Genomic DNA, 17585 nt, shown 5'->3' with positions numbered 1-17585 from the left:
CTCAAAACTGCTCCGAAGCACGGGTTATAGCCATGAGCGACAAGAAAACCAGCAACCAGATGTGGGGCGGACGTTTTGCCTCGGGTCCGGCCGCGATCATGGAAGCGATCAACGCGTCGATCTCGTTCGACCGCAAACTCTATGCGCAGGACATCAAAGGCTCGATCGCCCATAGCGAGATGCTGGCGCAAACGGGCATTATTTCGGCAGCCGATCAAGAAAAAATCGCTCACGGGCTGAACACGATCCTGAAAGAGATCGAGGCCGGCAGCTTCGAGTTCTCGACCCGGCTCGAAGACATCCACATGAATATAGAGGCGCGCCTTGCCGACCTGATCGGCCCGGCCGCCGGCCGGCTGCACACCGCCCGCTCGCGCAACGACCAGGTGGCTGTCGACCTGAGGTTGTGGGTCAAGGACGAGTGCTTTCGCGTCGCCGAGGCGTTGAAAGGGCTGATCAAGGCGCTGCTGGAGCGGGCCGAGGAGCATGCGGCTACCGTGATGCCGGGCTTCACCCATATGCAGGCCGCACAACCGGTGACCTTCGGCCATCATTGCATGGCCTATGTCGAAATGTTTTCGCGTGACCTGTCGCGTGTGCGCGACGCGATCGAGCGGATGGATGAGAGCCCGCTCGGTGCGGCGGCGCTCGCCGGCACAAGCTTCCCGATCGACCGTCACCAGACCGCCAAGGCGCTCGGCTTCCGCGAGCCGATGCGCAATTCGCTGGACAGCGTTTCGGATCGCGATTTCGCGCTCGAGTTCCTCGCTCTTGCCGCGATCTGCGCCACGCATCTGTCGCGGTTGGCCGAAGAGATCATCATCTGGTCGACGCCGCAATTCGGCTTCGTCAGGCTGTCGGACTCGTTTTCCACCGGCTCCTCGATCATGCCGCAGAAGAAGAACCCCGATGCCGCCGAACTGGTGCGCGGCAAGACCGGCCGCGTCACCGGCCATCTGGTCGGCCTGCTGACGGTGATGAAGGGCATGCCTTTGACCTATGGCAAGGACATGCAGGAAGACAAGGAATCGGTGTTCGATGCCGCCGAGACGCTCGACCTGATGCTGGCGGCGATGACCGGCATGGTCTCGGACATGACGGTCAACGCAGCCGCGATGAAGAAGGCCGCCGGCTCCGGCCACGCGACAGCGACCGACCTCGCCGATTGGCTGGTGCGCACGCTCGGCCTGCCGTTCCGCGAGGCGCATCATGTCACCGGCCGGGCGGTGGCACTGGCCGAAGACAGGAAGGTGGGGCTTGAGAAGCTTTCGCTGGAGGATTTGCAGTCGATCAATCCAGGCATCACGGCGGACATATTTTCGGTGCTGGCGGTGCAGAACTCGGTCAAGAGCCGCACCAGTTTCGGCGGCACCGCGCCGTCGGAAGTGAGGAAGCAGATCCGCGCTTGGAAAAAGCGACTGGGCAAAGCGTGATGCCGGATATTGCTGGTCGCAANNTTGCGACCAGCAATATCCGGGGTGCAATGCGCTGAGAACTCGGCTAAAAGCGGCGGCTGACAAACGTTTCGGACGGATGGATCGATGACCGGAAGCAGGATTTTGGTGACGCTGACGCTGCTGGTTGCGATCGCGGCCGTTTCGGCCTGCGGCAGGAGGGGCGGTCTCGACACGCCCTATGAGGCAGCCGTGCAAGCGCGCAAGGACGCCTCGAAGGCCCACCAGCCGGTGCCGCCGGAGCCGGAAAAACCGGTCGTGGACAAGAAGTTCATCCTCGACCCGCTGATCTAGAGCCGATGACACCGGGATTGGTCTTTCCAAACCCGGTTTCATCGTGCCCCAACTTTCCGGAACCACTCTCGTGAACCATTTCGACTACCGCGACGGCGTGCTCTATGCCGAGGACGTGGCGATCCCCGATATCGCCGCACAGGTCGGCACGCCGTTCTACTGCTATTCGACGGCCACCTTGACCAGACACTACCGGGTGTTTGCGCAGGCTTTTGCCGGGCTCGACGCGCTGGTCTGCTACGCCATGAAGGCCAATTCCAACCAGGCCGTCCTGCGGACGCTGGCGAAGCTCGGCGCCGGCGCCGACGTGGTTTCGGAAGGTGAATTGCGCCGGGCGCTGGCCGCCGGCATTCCGGCCGGCAAGATCCTGTTTTCGGGCGTCGGCAAGACCGCGCGCGAAATGGACTTCGCCCTTGCCGCCGGCATCCTCTGCTTTAACGTCGAGTCCGAGCCAGAACTCGAACTTCTGTCGGCGCGAGCCGCCGCCCTTGGCAAGGTGGCGCCGATCTCGCTGCGCATCAATCCCGACGTCGACGCCAAAACCCACAAGAAGATTTCCACCGGCAAGGCCGAGAACAAGTTCGGCATCCCGTGGCAGAAGGCGCGCCAGGTCTACGCCCGCGCGGCAAAGCTTCCCGGCATCAAGATCACCGGCATCGACACCCATATCGGCAGCCAGATCACCGAACTGCAGCCTTTCGACGACGCCTTCGCCCTGCTTGTCGATCTGGTCGGCGCGTTGCGCACCGACGGCCATGCCATCGAGCATGTCGACCTCGGCGGCGGCCTCGGCATTCCCTATCGCGTCGACAACAACCCGCCGCCCCTCCCCGATGCCTATGCCCAGATCGTCAGGAAGCATGTCACCAAGCTCGGGTTGAAGGTGATGTTCGAGCCGGGCCGGCTGATATCAGGCAATGCCGGCATCCTCGTCTCGGAAGTGATCTTCGTGAAGGAGGGCGACGCCAAGAACTTCCTCGTCGTCGACGCCGCCATGAACGATCTCATCCGGCCGACGCTCTACGATGCCTTCCACGACATCCGTCCGGTCGTGCAGCCGCCGGCCGACACGCCGCGCATGATGGTCGATGTGGTTGGCCCGGTCTGCGAGACCGGCGACTATATCGGCCTCGATCGCGATCTGCCGAGGCTGAAGGCCGGCGACCTGATTGCCGTTTCCACCGCCGGCGCCTATGGCGCGGTGCAGGCCGGCACCTACAACACCCGCCTGCTGGTGCCGGAGGTGCTGGTCGACGGCGACCGGTTCCACGTCGTGCGTCCGCGCCTGACCTATGACGATCTGATCGGGCTGGATTCGCTACCCGACTGGCTTGCATAGAGGCTGCTCGGCCAGGATACCTGCCGGCAACGCTACAGCCGGCTCTGGATGACCGCCCTGACGTCGGCGATCCTGTCCTCGTCGCGGCGGTAGAATGTCCATTGCTTGATGCGCCTGGCGCGCAGCAGTCCGGCCTGGGTGAGCACGCGCATATGCTCACTGAGCGTCGCTTGCGTGATGCCGAGTTTTTCGGCAATCAGCAGCGCGCAAACGCCGTCCTCGACCAGATCGCCATCCGCTTGGGCAGGGAAATGCCCGCGCGGATCCTTCAGCCAGTCGAGGATCTGCAGCCTGCGTTCGTTGGCGATCGCCTTGAAGACATCAACCTCTTGCATTTAGCCATTTTGCCAAGTTACTAATTGCTGTCAATCCCGAGGAGATCACCATGTCGCAGGGCAATACCGTCACACGCGAGCGCATTGCCGCGATGGAACCGCGCATTCGCCCCTATGTGCGCCACACGCCGGTGCTGCGCGTCGACATGGCCGACTTCGACCGCGCGCCGCTGACGGTCGACCTGAAGCTCGAATGCCTGCAGCATTCCGGTTCGTTCAAGGCGCGCGGCGCCTTTACCAACCTGCTGGAGCGTGCGGTTCCCAAGGCCGGTGTCGTCGCCGCATCCGGCGGCAACCATGGCGCGGCCGTCGCCTATGCCGCCATGCGGCTTGGCCACAAGGCGACCATCTTCGTTCCCGAGGTGAGTCCGCCGGCCAAGCTGGAGCGGATCCGCAGCTACGGCGCCGAGCTGATCGTTGGCGGCGCCCGCTATGCCGAGGCGCTGGCCGCCAGCGAGCGTTTCGCCGAAGAGACCGGCGCCTTGCAGATCCATGCCTTCAACCAGGAGGAAACGCTGGTCGGCCAGGGCACGCTCGGGCTGGAAATCGAGAGCGACTTGCCTGAGATCGACACGCTGCTGGTCGCTGTCGGCGGCGGCGGCCTGATCGGCGGCATCGCTGCCTGGTTTGCCGGCCGCATCCGCATCATCGCCGTCGAGCCGGAAGGGGCACCGACGCTTTACCGTGCCTTCGAGGCCGGACAGCCCGTCGACGCGCCGGCCGAGGGCATCGCCGCCGATTCGCTGGCGCCAAAGCGCGTCGGCGAAATGATGTTCCCGATCGCCGAGGCCTTTGTCGAACGCTCGATCCTGGTCAGCGACGACGACATCATCGCCGCGCAGAAGGCGCTGTGGAACCGGGTCCGCATCATCTCCGAGCCGGGCGGCGCCGCCGCCTTTGCCGCAGTCCTGTCCGGCCGTTATGCGCCGGCGCCGGGCGAACGTGTCGCCGTGCTGGTCTGCGGCGCCAATGCCAACCCCGCCACGTTCTGACCTGAAACCATTCGGGCCGGCTTCACGTTTTTCCAAACGGCCTCGCCTTTGCCGTGTTTGCTGGTATTCTTCGAGTCGTGAGGCTTGGGCTATTTTGCCCAACCCATGGAAGGGCCGATGACGGAACGACCCACCTTCAGCAGCGATCGCGGCCTGGCCGGGCGCCTTGCCTTGAGCCGGCTGGCGACGCGGGTCTCGATGATGGTCGAGCGTGGCTGGCCACTGCTGCTTCCGCTCGTCATCGTCGCCAGCCTGTTCCTCACCGTCTCTTGGCTCGGCCTCTTCTCCCGGCTGCCGGACATGGCGCGCATCGGCCTCGTCGCCGCATTCGCCATCGCGGCGCTGGCCGCGCTCTACCCGCTGCGCTTCTTCCGCCTGCCGGGCGCTACCGAAGTCGACCGCCGCATCGAGGCAGCCAACCAACTGCTGCACAGCCCGGTGCTGGTGCAGACCGACCGGCCAAGCGGCCGGGAAAGCAGCTTCTCGCAGGCACTGTGGCGCGAACACCAGAAGCGCATGGCCGGAAAGCTCGACAGCCTTGGTGCCGACCTGCCGCGCACGCGCGTGCCGGAACGCGACCCCTGGGGGCTGCGTGCGGTGGCGGCACTTTTGCTCGTTACCGCCTTCGCCTTCTCCTTCGGGCCGACGGGCGGCAGGATCAGCGACGGCTTCAATGCCCATGGCGCGCATGATGCCGTGCCGCCGCGCATCGACGCCTGGGTGACGCCGCCGGCCTACACCGGCAAGCCGCCGATCTTCCTGACCGCCGACGCCAACCAGGCGACGCCGACCTTCACCGTTCCCGAAGGCAGCGACGTCTCGCTGCGCGTGACCGGCGGCTCAGGCGAGGAAACGCTCGGCTATGCCGACAAGAATGGCAATTCCCGCGCCATCGACCCGGCCGGCCCGCAGGCCGCCGCCACGGCGAAGCCGGCGGCAAGCCCGACGACGCCGTCCAAAGTTCGCCAATTCACCGGCAAGCTGACCAGCGACGGCACGCTGACGCTGACATCGGGCGAGGACCAGCTCGGCCGTTGGGCCTTCGCGGTCATAGCGGACAAGCCGCCGCAGATCCGCTTCGTCGGCGAGCCGAAGCGCGCCGCCAACGGCGCTTTCGAACTCAACTACCAGATCGACGACGACTACGGTGCCGCCACCGCCAAGGCGGTGTTCGCGCTTGCCGATCCGCGGGCGCCCAATGCACATCCGCTCTATGGTCCGCCTGAAATGCCGCTGACGCTGCCGCGTCGTGGTGGCAAGTCGAACGCCGCCAGGACCTCGAAGGATCTGACCGAGCATGTCTGGGCCGGCAACAGCATCAAGCTGACGCTGGTTGCCACCGACGATGCCGGGCACACCGCATCAAGCGAGACCAAGACGCTGCTGATGCCGGAGCGGCCATTCGCCAATCCGCTGGCGCGCGCGGTGATCGAGCAGCGCCGCCTGCTGGCGCTCGATGCCAACGCCAAGCCGCGCGTGCTCGACCTGATGGACGCCATCACGCTGCGGCCGGAAGACACGTTCGACAACATGTCCCACTACCTCGCCATCATGAGCGCCCGCAGCCGGCTGAAGATGGCCGACAGCGACGATCAATTGCGCAGCGAGGTCTCCTATCTCTGGGAAATCGCGCTCGGCATCGAGGAAGGCAATCTCTCGGCCGCGGAAAAGCGGCTGCGCCAGGCGCAGCAGGCGCTGCAGGACGCCATCAAGAATGGCGCCAGCGACGCTGAAATCGAAAAGGCGATGAAGGAACTGCGCGAGGCGATGAACCAGTTCCTGCAGGAATTCGCGGAGCGCGCCAAGCAGAATCCCAACGCTCCGCAGATGCAGCAGAACGGCCAGGAGCTGCGCCAGAGCGACATCGACCGCATGATGGACCAGATCGAGAATCTGGCGAAGTCGGGCGACCGCGACAAGGCCCAGCAATTGCTGTCGCAATTGCAGGACATGATGAACAATCTGCAGGCCGGCCGTCAGCAGCAAGGCGGTCAGCAGGACAGCGAGATGCGCCAGCAGATGGACAAGCTCGGCGAGATCCTGCGGCGCCAGCAGGAGATGATGAACGACACCTTCCGCATGGACCAGATGCAGCGCGGCGAGCGCCAGCGCGGACAGAACCGCGACGAGCAGCTCGGCGAAGGCAACAGCCAGGATGAGGACAAGCCGGGTGTCGGCGAGGACCGCGACCCGCTCGCCCGGCAAAAGCCGATGACGCCCCAGGAATTCGCCGACGCGCTGAAGCAGTTGCAGCAGGGCCAGGGCCAGCTGAAAAGCGACCTCGAGCAGCTGAAGAAGGGCCTCGAAGGCATGGGCATGGAGCCCAATGAAGGATTTGGCGAGGCCGGCAAGTCCATGGGCAATGCCGAACAGGCGCTCGGCGAGGGCGAAGGCGACGAGGCCGTTGGCCATCAGGGCCGGGCGCTGGAAGCGCTGCGCAAGGGCGCCAAGGACATGATGAAGCAGATGCAGGCCATGCAAGGCGACCAGGGCGGCAGCGAGGAAGGCGGCCGCCAGCAGAACGCCGATCGTGATCCGCTCGGCCGGCCGCGCGCCAGCCAGGGTCCCGATTTCGGCGATTCGGTGAAGGTGCCCGACGAGATCGACGTGCAGCGCGCCCGTCAGATTCTGGAAGCGATCCGTAAACGGCTCGGCAATGCGCTCAGCCCCGACATCGAACGCAGCTACCTGGAACGGCTGCTCGAGCTGAAATAGGGATTGCCGCCTCCACCCCGCCCGAAAACGCTCTCGAACGGTTGCACCACTATGCCCAAACTTGGCGCCGTCACGCCCATCCTGCGCATCTTCGACATTGCCAAGGCGCGTGAATTCTATGTCGGCTTCCTCGGCTTCGAGGTGCAGTGGGAGCATCGCTTCGACGACAACGCGCCGCTCTACATGGCGGTCGGCCGCGACGCCTGCGTCCTGCATCTGAGCGAACATCACGGCGATGGCGCGCCTGGCATTGCCGTGCGCATCAAGGTCGAGGACATCGCCGCACTGCATGGCGAACTGATCGGCAAGAAATACCGCTTCGCCAGGCCGGGCCTGGAAGAGACGCCGTGGAAGACCCGCGAGGTATCGGTCGCCGACCCATTCGGCAACCGCCTGCATTTCTACGAGGATGCCGCCGGCTGATTCAGCCTGTTGACGAATGCATCGCGGATTGCCTCCTGCATGCCGTCGATCGCCTCGCCGGAGGCATTCGGGTTGCGGTGCATCACCACATTCGAGGCATCGATGGCGCCGAACCCGTCCGCGGCCGTCAGTTCGCGGCAGCCGTTGGGAATGTTGCTGCGCGAAATCGGCGCGATCGCCAGTCCGGAGGTGACGGCGAGCTTGAGGCCGCCGGTGGTGTCGCTGGTATAGGCAACACGATAGGCAAGATTGCGTTGCTCCAGCGATTTGATGGCAAAGTCCTTGCACCAGCCGGCCCGGTTGTAGAGTGCGATCGGCACCGGCTGTTCCTCATGCATGTGGTGCAGGGTCGACGTCACCCACACGGTCGGGTCGTGCATCAGCACTTCGCCGCCGGCAGGATCCTGCCATTCGAACACCACGCACAGATCAAGTTCGCCGGCGGCAAGCGCGGCTATCTGTGCCCCCGAATGCGCATAACGCACGGTGACCTCGACCTGCCTGTGGCGCTTCGAAAAAGCGCCGAGCGCGCGCGACAGGATGGCGTGGCCATACTCCTCGGGAATGCCGATGCGCACCGGCCCGCCGAGCGGCGCTGCCGCCATCGACGCCGACGTCTCGTCGAGCAGCGAGACGATGCGGCGGGCGTTGACGATGAGTTCGCCGCCGCGCCGCGTCAGCGCGACGCCGCGCGAACCGCGCTCGAACAGGCTGTCGCCGATCAGCTCTTCGAGCTTCTTCATCTGCATCGACACCGCCGACTGGGTGCGACCGGCCTGCTCCGCCGCCTTGGTGAAATTGCCGGTGTCGGCAATCGCCACGAAGGTGCGCAGGAGGTCGCTGTCGAGGGTCGGTCGCATGAAATCCGCCATAAGGAAATTTGATTGCTGGCATCATTCCAATTCGTTTGCAACATGTCAAACGCAGGATGATAGTGGCCTTACCCATTGGATATGCGGCTGCGAAATCAGCCGCGGACCAATCAAGAGTCCTCACTCGTGCCCGCTGCCCGAAACGGTGGCGGGTTCTTTTTTCACTTGCAGCAAGCGTGCTTGCGGGGCGCGGTACTGGAGCCTGGAATCCTCATGCAGAACCGGATGGTGCGCGGCATCCTGAGCCTGTGTCTGGGCGTGCTGGTCTTCTCGCTGCAGGATCCGCTCGTCAAAGCCGTGTCGAGCGGTTATCCGGTGACCGAGGTGATGGCGATCCGCTCGATCGTCGCTCTACCGATCCTGATCTTTCTGGTCCATGCCGATGTCGGCTTGCGGGCGATCCTGTCGAAGCGATTCGGCATGCTGACGGTGCGCGCCTTCATCCAGTTCACCTCCTATACGGTGTACTATCTGGCCATCGCCGCTTTGCCGCTGGCCGATGCGGTGGCGCTCTATTTCATGGCGCCGCTGTTCATCATGGCGCTGGCCGGGCCGTATCTTGGCGAACGCGTCTCCTGGCGGACGCTGGCGACCGTGCTGATCGGGCTGTTCGGCGTCCTCGTGATGCTGCGCCCGGGCGTCGGGCTGTTCGACTGGGCGGCGCTGCTGTCGCTGGGCTCGGCGGCGCTCTATGGTTTCTCGCAGCTGATGGCCCGCAAGATCGGCGACACCGAATCGTCCACCGTCATGGCCTTCTATCAGAACGGCGCCTATCTGATTGGCGCCGCCGTGGTGGCCGGCGCGTTTCACCTTGCCGGCATAACCCACGCCGTCCACCCGAGCCTGGAATTCCTGGTGCGGCCCTGGCTGTGGCCGACGCTGCCGGATTTTCTCAAGATGGCGGCCTGCGGTTTCGTCGCTTCGGCCGGCATGATCCTTCTGTCCCAGGCCTACCGGATGGCGCCGGCCAACCGCGTTGCCACCTTCGAATATACCGGCATCCTGTGGTCGCCGCTGTGGGGCTTCCTGTTCTTCGCCGAGGTGCCGCGGTCGACGACCGCGATCGGTGCTGCCTTGATCATCGGCGCCGGCCTGCTGGCGCTCAACACCGAACGGCGCAAGAGCACTCCACCCGTGCTCACCGCTGCCGATCCAGCCTGATCAAGCGAAGCAGATCAGTGCCCGTTCGACGCGCGAGCGGATTTCGGCCAGTGTAAAAGGCTTCTGCACGACATCGAGGATGATGCCGTTCAACTCCTCGGCGCGCTCGCGCTGGTCGGCATAGCCGGTCATCAGCATGATCTTCAACGCCGGGAAGAGCGCTGCCGCCGCGATCGCCATCTCGATGCCGTCCATCTCCGGCATGCGGATGTCGGAGACGACAAGATCGTAGCCGCCACGCGCGGCCTGGATCAGCGAAAGCCCTTGCGCGCCGTCCGCCGCGATATCGATTGTGTGCCCGGCACGCTCAAGCGCGCGGGCGGCCAGGGTGCGGACGGACTCATCGTCCTCGACGATCAGAAGCTTTGCCATGGCCGGCATATTTGGCGCTGAAAAGTTGACTTTTCCTGAAGGCGCGAAGGGTCGGCAGGCCTTTTTGAAAGTCGCTTAGACATCACCCTTGACGATGCCGACGAAGGGTAGCTCGCGAAAGGCGTGGGCAACGTCCATGCCGTAGCCGACGACGAAATAGTCGGGGCAGTCGAAGCCGACATAGTCGGCATTGAGCGCGGTCTGGCGGCGCATGCGCTTGTCGAGCAGCACGGCGATGGAACAGCTCTTGGCGCCCCGCGACAACATCAGATCGCGGGTGAAACTCAGCGTCTTGCCCGATTCGAGAATGTCGTCGATCAACAGCACGTCGCGGCCGGCGACCTCATTGTCGATGTCGCGCAGCACCCTCACCTCGCCGCTGGTGGTGCCGGCGCCGTAGCTGGAGATGAAGATGAACTCGACCTCGGGCGACAGGCCGACATCGTGCATGGCGCGGATCAGATCGGCGGCGAAGATGAACGAGCCCTTCAGCACCGAGATCACCAGCAGATCGTGATAGTCGTGGCCGGCAATCTCCTTGGCGAGCTCGAGATTGCGCCGCGCGATCGCCGATGCCGAAAACAGGACTTCGATGTCCTTGCCGCGTACGATGGGCATTGATGGTCTTTCCCCGGTGATCGCCTATTGGGCGAAAGTGACCAAAACGGTCCTTACGCCGTTCTTAGGCACGTCGAGCCGGCTGGCAAAGCCGAATCTTTCGCCCGACGCCAGCGCGCGGCCGGATGTCCCCAACGTATAGCGGGTTGTGCGCCCATCATTGCCGGTCACCCGGATTTCGAGCGGCGGCAGCTGCACCGGTTTCGCGCCATCATTGGCGGCCTCGCCATCGACGAACAGCGCGGGGTTCGGCCCGGAAGCGTCGACGCGCGATGTGACACCTGAAATGCTGAGCGCCGACGGCTGCGCGCCGGACAGGAACGGCGCCTGGCGCACCAGCGCGTGCCCGCCGGAAACCCAGAAGGCTGCCAACGCGGCGCCAATGCCGGCGATCCAGAAGATCGGCCCGCCGCGCGAGGCTGGCGGCCGTTCCGCTGGGGCCTCGGGCTTGCGCAGCATGTCCATGCCTTCGATGGGCGGTGTCACGATCGCACGCGGCAACGGCGAAACGCTTTCCACGGCAGGGACAAGACGCGGCATCACCATGTAGTCGGCATCGACGATGTCGGCAGCCGAATCACGCATGAACCGGTCCGTAGCGGCAATTGCCGCCGGATCGGTCATGATTTCGCCGGAAACCGGGCGCGCGGTTCGATCGTCAGCCATCATGGCCCCAGCATTGCAGCACGTGTTCGCTTTTCGTTTCTTTTGCGTAAACACAAATGGTTAACGCTTCCCCACCGGAGCCCTCGTGACGAGCCGAAAGAGCCCAGGAATTAACCGCCGGTTAACCATGCCGGCCGATGGTCTTTACCCAGAACAGGCCGGCTCGCCGCCGTGCCGAATTTCAGGTCGCCGAAATTGATTCGTTTCGAAAATGTCGGCCTCCGCTATGGCATGGGTCCGGAAATCCTCCGCGACATCTCCCTGCACATTCCGGAGCGCTCCTTCCAGTTCCTCAGCGGGCCTTCGGGCGCCGGCAAGACGACCTTGCTGCGCCTGCTGTTCATGTCGCTGAAGCCGACGCGCGGGCTGATCACCATCTTCGGCAAGGACCGTTCGCGCATCTCGCGCACCGAACTGCCGCATCTGCGCCGCCGCATCGGCGTGGTGTTCCAGGATTTTCGCCTGCTCGACCACATGACCACCTACGAGAACGTCGCGCTGCCGCTGCGCGTGCGCGGGCGCGAGGAGGCGAGCTACCGCACCGATGTCACCGAGCTGTTGAAGTGGGTCGGGCTGGGCGAGCGCATGCATGTGCTGCCGCCGGTGCTGTCCGGCGGCGAGAAGCAGCGCGCGGCGATCGCGCGTGCGCTGATCGAGCAGCCGGAAATCCTGCTGGCCGACGAGCCGACCGGCAATGTCGATCCGCCGCTGGCGCGACGCCTGTTGCGGCTGTTCATCGAGCTCAACCGTCTGGGCACAGCCGTGGTGATCGCCACCCACGACCTCGGCCTGATGGAACAGGTCGACGCGCGCCGCATGATCCTGGCCGGCGGAAGGCTGGACATCTATGACTGAACTGTCCGCCGAACATCTTTTGGAAAGAGAGCAGGACGCCGAGGCGACCGAGGCAAAGCCGCGCGCCCAGCGCAGGATGGCGCCGATCGTGCCGGCGCAGAACATCGCTGGCCGGGCGCTGGTGCTGGTCATCGCCATCATGACCTTCCTGTCCTGCCTGACCTTCGGCGCGGTGACGCTGGTGCGCGACACCGCGTCCGTCTGGGAGAACCAGATCTCGCGCGAGGCGACGATCCAGGTCAAGCCGGTCGAAAGCCTCGACATGGAGGCAGCCCTTGCCCAGGCCTCGCAGATTGCCGGCGAGTTTCCCGGCGTCAAAGCAACCAAGATCATCGATCGCGAGGCGACCGCAAGGCTGTTGGAGCCATGGCTGGGTTCAGGCCTCAACATCGACGAGCTGCCGGTGCCGCGCCTGATCATCGTCACCATCGACGAGAGCAGCCCCCCCGATTTCGCCGCCATGCGCGCCGCGATCACACCGAAACTGCCGAGCGCATCGCTCGACGATCACCGCACCTGGGTCGACCGGCTGGTCGCCATGGCCCGCACCACGGTGACCATCGGCATCGCCGTGCTGGCGCTGATGCTGTCGGCGACGGTGCTGACGGTGGTGTTCGCGACGCGCGGCGCCATGGCCGGCAACGGCCACATCATCGAGGTGCTGCATTTCGTCGGCGCCGAGGCACAATTCATCGCACGCGAATTCCGCCGGCATTTCCTGGTCACCGGCATGAAGGGAGCGGCGGCCGGCGGGGCGGCGGCGGTGCTCGTCTTCATCGTTTTTTCCTGGTGGTCGTCGCGCAACATGGCGACGCCACAGGCCGACCAGGCGACCGCCCTGTTCGGCAATTTCGCCATAGGGTCGGCGGGCTATCTCGGTGTCGTCTTGATGGTGCTGGTGATCGGCGGGCTTACGGCTGCGACGTCCCACGCCACCGTCGTTGCCTATCTCAGCGACATCGATGTCCGCCAACCGGATGCAGGGTGATCACGGATGGAGAATTCACGTAACGCAAAGTGCGTCTTTTACCTACCCAAGGCCGCATTTCAGGGTTAACCATATGGCGATGGACGCGCGGGATTCGACCGGGACGGCTGGGCAGATGCCAGTGGTGGTGGCCCGTTCGCATGACCGCCGCACGGTGAGCCGTCTAAGGGCTGCGTTGCGCCTGTCCGCTCTCTCTGTACTCATCCTCGCAACTTTGTTTGCCGGCGGCTTCGGCTGGTTCGCCAACAAGGTCAGCCATCTGACGACGCCCGCCAATCCGGCCAAGGCTGACGCGATCATCGTGCTGACCGGCGGCCAGTCCCGCCTCGACGCCGCGATGGATCTGCTGGCGTCCGGCAAGGGCGAGCGGCTGCTGATCAGCGGTGTGCATCCTTCCGCCAGCCGTCGCCAGCTGCAGGCGGCGACCGGTGGTGACATCAGGCTGTTCTCCTGCTGCGTCGACATCGACCGCGCCGCGCTCGACACGATCGGCAATGCCGAGGAAAGCGCCAAATGGGTGGAGAGCCACGCCTATGGCACGGTCATTCTCGTCACCAACAATTACCATATGCCGCGCAGCCTGCTGGAGATGGGCCGGCTGCTGCATGGCGCCAAGCTTGAGCCCTATCCGGTGGTCAATTCCAACCTCGACAATGGCGGCTGGCTGACCAAGCCGCGGGCATTGCGCGTGCTGTTCACCGAATACAACAAATATTTGCTGGCGCTGGCGCGTGGCATCGTGCCGGTCAAGCCGACGCCCGACGGCATCGCGCTGGCCGAAACCGCAGCCGGCGGCTGAACCATTATTCCTCGGCGGCCGCGCCCGCCCCGGCGGCAGCGCCTGAGTTCCCCTTGAGCCGTGCGATCTCCTGTTCAAGGCGCTCGATCCGCCTGTCGCGCTCACTGAGAGCAGCCGCCACGTCGGCCGCCTCGAACCGTTGCGGGATATGCTGCGGGCAATTGGCATCCCAAGCCGAGACCGTGAACAGGATGACCTGCTCGGGGCGCGCCTTGTAGTCCTGCGGCATCAGCTTCGCCATCAGCTCGGCATCGTTCTCGACGACGCGCGCGGTGCCCCAGAGCTTGATGCGCTGGCGATGCATATAGTCGATGAGGAACAGGAAGGCCTGCGGATTGTCGGCTAGGTTACCCTGCGTGATGAACTGCCGGTTGCCGGAAAAATCCGCGAAGCCGATCGTGTGTTCATCCAGCACCTTGAGGAAGCCGGCCGGCCCGCCGCGATGCTGGATGTAGGGCTGGCCATCGCCATTGGCCGTCGACAGGAAGACGCTGGTCTGCATCTCGATGAAGGCGGCAAGGTCAGGGGTGATGACGGCCTGCCAGCCGCCACGCTCCTCGACGCGGGCATAGGATTGCCGCGAGCCCTTGCGGGCCTGGATCGCCTTGACCGTCGGTGTAAAGGCGACGTCGCTGGTGAAAGCATGCGCGTTCATCAAAACCTCCTTGCCCGGAACGGGAATTGCTCTAAAGCCCCAGTTCCTACAATGTTGGGTGATCGTCCGGCCGCCGGCCGACCGGCCAATTATACTTGCGATCAGCCTCGCCGATCGGCAGGTCGTTGATGCTGGCGATGCGCAGACGCATCGGCCCGTGCAGGCAGGCCGACGCATCGAATATAGAGCCTTCCATCATTCAAATGCAGATGGCATATTCGTAACCTATCCTTCCATTTTTCGGAAGAAGCTATGGATCGTCTCGAAGCCATGTCGCTCTTTGTCGCCGCGGTGGAGGCCGGCAGCCTTTCGGCGGCCAGCCGCCGTTTCGGCATTCCGCTGGCGACGGTCAGCCGCAAGATTTCCGATCTCGAGCGCCATCTGAACACACGCCTCCTGAATCGCTCGACGCGCCGGCTGACGCCGACCGATGCCGGCCAGGCCTATCTTGCCGCCTGCCGCCGCATCCTCGACGATGTCGGTGAGGCCGAACGCACGGCAGCCGGCGAATACTGTGCTCCGACCGGCGAACTGGCCATCACCGCGCCGGTCGTCTTTGGCCGCCTGCACGTGCTGCCGGTGGTCACCGGCTTTCTCGCCGCCTATCCCGACGTGGACATCCGCCTGACATTGGCCGACCGCATAACCCAGCTGGTCGAGGACCATTTCGACCTCGCCATCCGCATAGGCCAGTTGCCCGATTCGAGCCTGGTCGCCATTGGCGTCGGCGCGATCCGCCGCGTCGTGTGCGCCAGCCCCGCCTATCTGGCCGAACACGGCACGCCGACGACCCCGGAAGATCTCGAAACACACAGCTGCATCACCTTCGAGAGGCTTGCTTCCGCCGCCACCTGGAGCTTCACCAGGGGCAAGGCCGAAATCCCGATTCAGGTTCGCTCACGGCTTCAGGTCAACACCGCCGAAGCGGCCATCGATGCGGCGATTGCCGGCGTCGGGCTGACACGGGTGCTTTCCTACCAGATCGAAGCCGCGCAGCGGTTCGGCACGCTGCGCGTCCTGCTGCAGGAGTTCGAGCCGGCGCCATGGCCGGTAAGCCTGGTGCATGCGGGCCATGGCCTGCTGCCGGTCAAGCTGCGCGCATTCCTCGATTTTGCCGCCCCGCGCCTGAAGGAGCGATTGGCGCGACTGATGTAGCGGAACCGGGACCGATCGACAGATCGACGGATCGCTCGTCTTCGCCGATCGGAGCGACCTGCGGCCATTTCCTTTTTACCCGCGCTTGGTGTAACCAACGCTCACCTCCTCACCGGGCCTCCCCCCAATGCTCTATTTCAGATCGCTGACGTTCAATTTCGTCTTCTACGTCAACCTGATCGTCCAGATGATCCTCTGGACTCCCTATTATTTCCTGTCGCCTCGTCACCGCGCCTGGTTCGTGCCGAAATTCTGGTCGCGCACCTCGATGTGGCTCTATGACAAGATCGCCGGAACGAAGAACGACATCACCGGCCAGGAAAACCTGCCCGAAGGCTCCTTCATCCTGGCGCCCAAGCACCAGTCGTTCTGGGATGCGATCGCCTTCTTCCCCTTCCTCCAGGACCCGCTCTACATCCTGAAGCGCGAGCTGACCTGGATCCCGTTCTTCGGCTGGTACATCATGAAGATGCGCATGATCCCGGTTCATCGCGGCAGCCGTTCGAAGGCGCTGAAGGCCGTGGTCGCCGCGACCAAGGAGGAGATGGCCCGCAATCCCCGCCAGCTCATCATCTACCCCGAAGGTACAAGACGCGCGCCGGGCGACGAGCCGGCCTACAAATACGGCATCGTCGAAATCTATACGCAGCTTGGCATTCCGGTGGTGCCGGTTGCCCATGTCGCCGGCCTCTATTGGCCGCGGCGGAAATTCCTGCGCTATCCCGGCACGATCAAAGCGCGGTTCCTGCCGCCGATTCCACCGGGACTGAGCAAGGACGAATTCATGGCCCGGCTGATCGGCGAGACCGAGGCTGCCTGCGACCAGTTCCTGATTGATGCGGCGCGCGGCCCGAACCCACCTGCCTTGCCGCCGACAGCGGTGAAAAGGCTGCAAGAGTTGGACGCGGCTGCAAGAACCAAAGTCTGAACCGGAAGTCTCCGGCCGGCAGGTCTCAGCCGAACACGGCCAGCGCGGTGGTTACCACCAGCGTTGCGGCAAAGACCAGATTGATGATCCGCGAGGCCGCCGGCCGGCGCAGGAAGCGCGCGAACGCTGCCCCCGCGACAAGCCACAGAGCGTGGATGGCAACGATCATCAGGGCGAGAACCGCCAGCTTCGGCCAAAGACCAAGCTCAGCGGCGCCCTGTTTCGACGAAGCACCGGCAAACACGGCGGCGATCGCCACATAGGCCTTTGGGTTGGCGACCGCGAGAAGAAACCCAGCCAGCCATGTTGGGCGCGAAGCCTCGGCGGCGCGCTCCGCCAAGGGCGGGGCCGTGGCGATCTTGAAGGCGAGATAGAGGATGTAGGCCGCGGAAGCGACAGCCAGCAACGGCGCCAGCTTCGGCATCGACATGAGCACCGCCATGACCCCCATCGCGACGACCAAAAGCACGGCGATCGTGCCCAGGATGATCCCCCAGGCATAGCCCAGCGAGTGGCGCAAGCCGAAGGCCGCACCGACGGCAGTGACGCTAATCGTTGCCGGCCCCGGGCTGCCCATGACGACGGCAGAGGCAAGCACCAGAGCGAGCATCTGACGCCAAAGGTCCGGTTGCGAAAGAAGCGGCTCAGTCATCTCGCCCTCTGCCATGCCCCGTGCGACGGAGGCTATGGCAAGACAAGAGGGTCGTCTTGGACGTTCGTGCGTGCAGCCGGACACCCTTAGCAAGCAAGTTTACGATGGGGCTGAGACTCGGTTTGGCAAGACTTTTGCAACATGCACAGAAGCCGTTCGATTTTCGACCTGAGCAATGAAGTTAGCTATTTGGTTGTCAAACGGTATCAAACAGTTTGACAACGATTTCAGCAGAACGTATATACGTTTCAGTCGGTAGCTCATAACGAGCACACCGTAAATCGAAGGCTGACTACAATGTCTAATTTATTG

The 17585-nt window shown here is 64.3% G+C and carries 19 protein-coding genes and 1 pseudogene; 12 read left to right on the top strand and 8 right to left on the bottom strand.

Features of this window, described 5'->3' with window-relative positions:
* Window positions 1-32 precede the first annotated feature (32 nt).
* From argH to lysA, 3 genes are all read left to right on the top strand, one after another.
* Window positions 33-1433, top strand: a complete 1401-nt coding sequence (gene argH, locus FCU66_RS01645) for an argininosuccinate lyase (protein WP_136619738.1) — start codon at window positions 33-35, stop codon at window positions 1431-1433.
* Between the two features lie 108 nt (window positions 1434-1541).
* A complete protein-coding gene (locus tag FCU66_RS01640; RefSeq protein WP_056583600.1) occupies window positions 1542-1748 on the top strand; it encodes a lipoprotein in 207 nt (68 codons plus the stop codon).
* Between the two features lie 70 nt (window positions 1749-1818).
* A complete protein-coding gene (gene lysA / locus FCU66_RS01635) occupies window positions 1819-3087 on the top strand; it encodes a diaminopimelate decarboxylase (RefSeq protein WP_136619737.1) in 1269 nt (422 codons plus the stop codon).
* Window positions 3088-3119: 32 nt separating this feature from the next.
* Here the strand turns inward: lysA and FCU66_RS01630 are convergent, their stop codons facing one another.
* Entirely contained in the window at window positions 3120-3422 is a 303-nt protein-coding gene (locus FCU66_RS01630) for an ArsR/SmtB family transcription factor (RefSeq protein WP_136619736.1), read from the bottom strand.
* A 50-nt stretch (window positions 3423-3472) separates the two neighbouring features.
* Here FCU66_RS01630 and FCU66_RS01625 point away from each other — a divergent pair, with 50 nt between their 5' ends.
* The 3 genes from FCU66_RS01625 to FCU66_RS01615 all read left to right on the top strand — a co-directional run bounded on the left by FCU66_RS01625 (window position 3473) and on the right by FCU66_RS01615 (window position 7552).
* A complete protein-coding gene (locus FCU66_RS01625) occupies window positions 3473-4414 on the top strand; it encodes a threonine/serine dehydratase (RefSeq protein WP_136619735.1) in 942 nt (313 codons plus the stop codon).
* A 117-nt stretch (window positions 4415-4531) separates the two neighbouring features.
* Window positions 4532-7129, top strand: a complete 2598-nt coding sequence (locus FCU66_RS01620; protein ID WP_136619734.1) for a TIGR02302 family protein — start codon at window positions 4532-4534, stop codon at window positions 7127-7129.
* Window positions 7130-7180: 51 nt separating this feature from the next.
* A complete protein-coding gene (locus tag FCU66_RS01615; protein ID WP_136619733.1) occupies window positions 7181-7552 on the top strand; it encodes a glyoxalase superfamily protein in 372 nt (123 codons plus the stop codon).
* Here the strand turns inward: FCU66_RS01615 and FCU66_RS01610 are convergent.
* Window positions 7531-8412, bottom strand: coding sequence for a LysR family transcriptional regulator (locus FCU66_RS01610; protein ID WP_136619732.1), 882 nt, complete (start codon window positions 8410-8412; stop codon window positions 7531-7533). The genes FCU66_RS01615 and FCU66_RS01610 overlap by 22 nt on opposite strands.
* A 225-nt stretch (window positions 8413-8637) precedes the next feature.
* Here FCU66_RS01610 and FCU66_RS01605 point away from each other — a divergent pair, with 225 nt between their 5' ends.
* Window positions 8638-9585, top strand: coding sequence for a DMT family transporter (locus tag FCU66_RS01605; protein ID WP_168991996.1), 948 nt, complete (start codon window positions 8638-8640; stop codon window positions 9583-9585).
* On the opposite strand, the gene FCU66_RS01600 is transcribed toward FCU66_RS01605, so the two are convergent.
* The 3 genes from FCU66_RS01600 to FCU66_RS01590 form a co-directional block, all read right to left on the bottom strand.
* A complete protein-coding gene (locus tag FCU66_RS01600) occupies window positions 9586-9957 on the bottom strand; it encodes a response regulator (protein ID WP_168991995.1) in 372 nt (123 codons plus the stop codon).
* A gap of 75 nt (window positions 9958-10032) precedes the next feature.
* A complete protein-coding gene (gene hpt, locus FCU66_RS01595) occupies window positions 10033-10575 on the bottom strand; it encodes a hypoxanthine phosphoribosyltransferase (RefSeq protein WP_136619730.1) in 543 nt (180 codons plus the stop codon).
* Between the two features lie 24 nt (window positions 10576-10599).
* Window positions 10600-11244 (bottom strand): hypothetical protein, encoded by a 645-nt coding sequence (locus FCU66_RS01590; protein WP_136619729.1) that lies wholly within the window; start codon window positions 11242-11244, stop codon window positions 10600-10602.
* A 192-nt stretch (window positions 11245-11436) separates the two neighbouring features.
* Here FCU66_RS01590 and ftsE point away from each other — a divergent pair, with 192 nt between their 5' ends.
* From ftsE to FCU66_RS01575, 3 genes are all read left to right on the top strand, one after another.
* Entirely contained in the window at window positions 11437-12096 is a 660-nt protein-coding gene (gene ftsE / locus FCU66_RS01585; protein WP_010911739.1) for a cell division ATP-binding protein FtsE, read from the top strand.
* Window positions 12089-13084, top strand: a complete 996-nt coding sequence (locus FCU66_RS01580) for a cell division protein FtsX (RefSeq protein ID WP_136625391.1) — start codon at window positions 12089-12091, stop codon at window positions 13082-13084. The genes ftsE and FCU66_RS01580 overlap by 8 nt, the downstream gene beginning before the upstream one ends.
* A gap of 73 nt (window positions 13085-13157) precedes the next feature.
* Window positions 13158-13883, top strand: a complete 726-nt coding sequence (locus tag FCU66_RS01575; RefSeq protein ID WP_136620343.1) for a YdcF family protein — start codon at window positions 13158-13160, stop codon at window positions 13881-13883.
* Between the two features lie 4 nt (window positions 13884-13887).
* Here the strand turns inward: FCU66_RS01575 and FCU66_RS01570 are convergent, their stop codons facing one another.
* A complete protein-coding gene (locus FCU66_RS01570) occupies window positions 13888-14538 on the bottom strand; it encodes a pyridoxamine 5'-phosphate oxidase family protein (RefSeq protein WP_136620344.1) in 651 nt (216 codons plus the stop codon).
* A gap of 46 nt (window positions 14539-14584) precedes the next feature.
* Window positions 14585-14695, bottom strand: a pseudogene (locus tag FCU66_RS01565) (DUF1348 domain-containing protein); the annotation flags it as partial.
* A gap of 95 nt (window positions 14696-14790) precedes the next feature.
* On the opposite strand from FCU66_RS01565, the gene FCU66_RS01560 reads away from it, so the two are divergent.
* Both FCU66_RS01560 and FCU66_RS01555 read left to right on the top strand, forming a co-directional pair.
* On the top strand, window positions 14791-15693 hold the full coding sequence (locus FCU66_RS01560; RefSeq protein ID WP_136620345.1) for a LysR family transcriptional regulator: 903 nt from the start codon (window positions 14791-14793) through the stop codon (window positions 15691-15693).
* A gap of 127 nt (window positions 15694-15820) precedes the next feature.
* Window positions 15821-16621: a lysophospholipid acyltransferase family protein gene (locus FCU66_RS01555; protein ID WP_136620346.1), complete on the top strand. Its 801-nt coding sequence runs from the start codon at window positions 15821-15823 to the stop codon at window positions 16619-16621.
* Between the two features lie 25 nt (window positions 16622-16646).
* On the opposite strand, the gene FCU66_RS01550 is transcribed toward FCU66_RS01555, so the two are convergent.
* Complete coding sequence (locus FCU66_RS01550) at window positions 16647-17273, bottom strand: LysE family translocator (protein ID WP_136620347.1); 627 nt, start codon at window positions 17271-17273, stop codon at window positions 16647-16649.
* Between the last annotated feature and the right edge of the window lie 312 nt (window positions 17274-17585).

It is taken from the genome of Mesorhizobium norvegicum (assembly GCF_004919685.1).
Lineage (GTDB): Bacteria > Pseudomonadota > Alphaproteobacteria > Rhizobiales > Rhizobiaceae > Mesorhizobium > Mesorhizobium norvegicum.
The sequence above is the reverse complement of the archived record's forward strand: the minus strand, read 5'-3'. Positions and strand labels throughout refer to the sequence as shown.

Bases quoted from the DNA above. Each gene is read 5' to 3' on its own strand.
- FCU66_RS01560 (WP_136620345.1), top strand. From the start codon at position 14,791: ATGGATCGTCTCGAAGCCATGTCGCTCTTTGTCGCCGCGGTGGAGGCC.
- FCU66_RS01640 (WP_056583600.1), top strand. From the start codon at position 1,542: ATGACCGGAAGCAGGATTTTGGTGACGCTGACGCTGCTGGTTGCGATC.
- FCU66_RS01555 (WP_136620346.1), top strand. From the start codon at position 15,821: ATGCTCTATTTCAGATCGCTGACGTTCAATTTCGTCTTCTACGTCAAC.
- FCU66_RS01630 (WP_136619736.1), bottom strand. From the start codon at position 3,422: ATGCAAGAGGTTGATGTCTTCAAGGCGATCGCCAACGAACGCAGGCTG.
- FCU66_RS01615 (WP_136619733.1), top strand. From the start codon at position 7,181: ATGCCCAAACTTGGCGCCGTCACGCCCATCCTGCGCATCTTCGACATT.
- FCU66_RS01620 (WP_136619734.1), top strand. From the start codon at position 4,532: ATGACGGAACGACCCACCTTCAGCAGCGATCGCGGCCTGGCCGGGCGC.
- FCU66_RS01605 (WP_168991996.1), top strand. From the start codon at position 8,638: ATGCAGAACCGGATGGTGCGCGGCATCCTGAGCCTGTGTCTGGGCGTG.
- FCU66_RS01625 (WP_136619735.1), top strand. From the start codon at position 3,473: ATGTCGCAGGGCAATACCGTCACACGCGAGCGCATTGCCGCGATGGAA.
- FCU66_RS01610 (WP_136619732.1), bottom strand. From the start codon at position 8,412: ATGCGACCGACCCTCGACAGCGACCTCCTGCGCACCTTCGTGGCGATT.
- FCU66_RS01575 (WP_136620343.1), top strand. From the start codon at position 13,158: ATGGCGATGGACGCGCGGGATTCGACCGGGACGGCTGGGCAGATGCCA.
- FCU66_RS01550 (WP_136620347.1), bottom strand. From the start codon at position 17,273: ATGACTGAGCCGCTTCTTTCGCAACCGGACCTTTGGCGTCAGATGCTC.
- argH (WP_136619738.1), top strand. From the start codon at position 33: ATGAGCGACAAGAAAACCAGCAACCAGATGTGGGGCGGACGTTTTGCC.
- hpt (WP_136619730.1), bottom strand. From the start codon at position 10,575: ATGCCCATCGTACGCGGCAAGGACATCGAAGTCCTGTTTTCGGCATCG.
- FCU66_RS01570 (WP_136620344.1), bottom strand. From the start codon at position 14,538: ATGAACGCGCATGCTTTCACCAGCGACGTCGCCTTTACACCGACGGTC.
- FCU66_RS01600 (WP_168991995.1), bottom strand. From the start codon at position 9,957: ATGGCAAAGCTTCTGATCGTCGAGGACGATGAGTCCGTCCGCACCCTG.
- FCU66_RS01590 (WP_136619729.1), bottom strand. From the start codon at position 11,244: ATGATGGCTGACGATCGAACCGCGCGCCCGGTTTCCGGCGAAATCATG.
- FCU66_RS01580 (WP_136625391.1), top strand. From the start codon at position 12,089: ATGACTGAACTGTCCGCCGAACATCTTTTGGAAAGAGAGCAGGACGCC.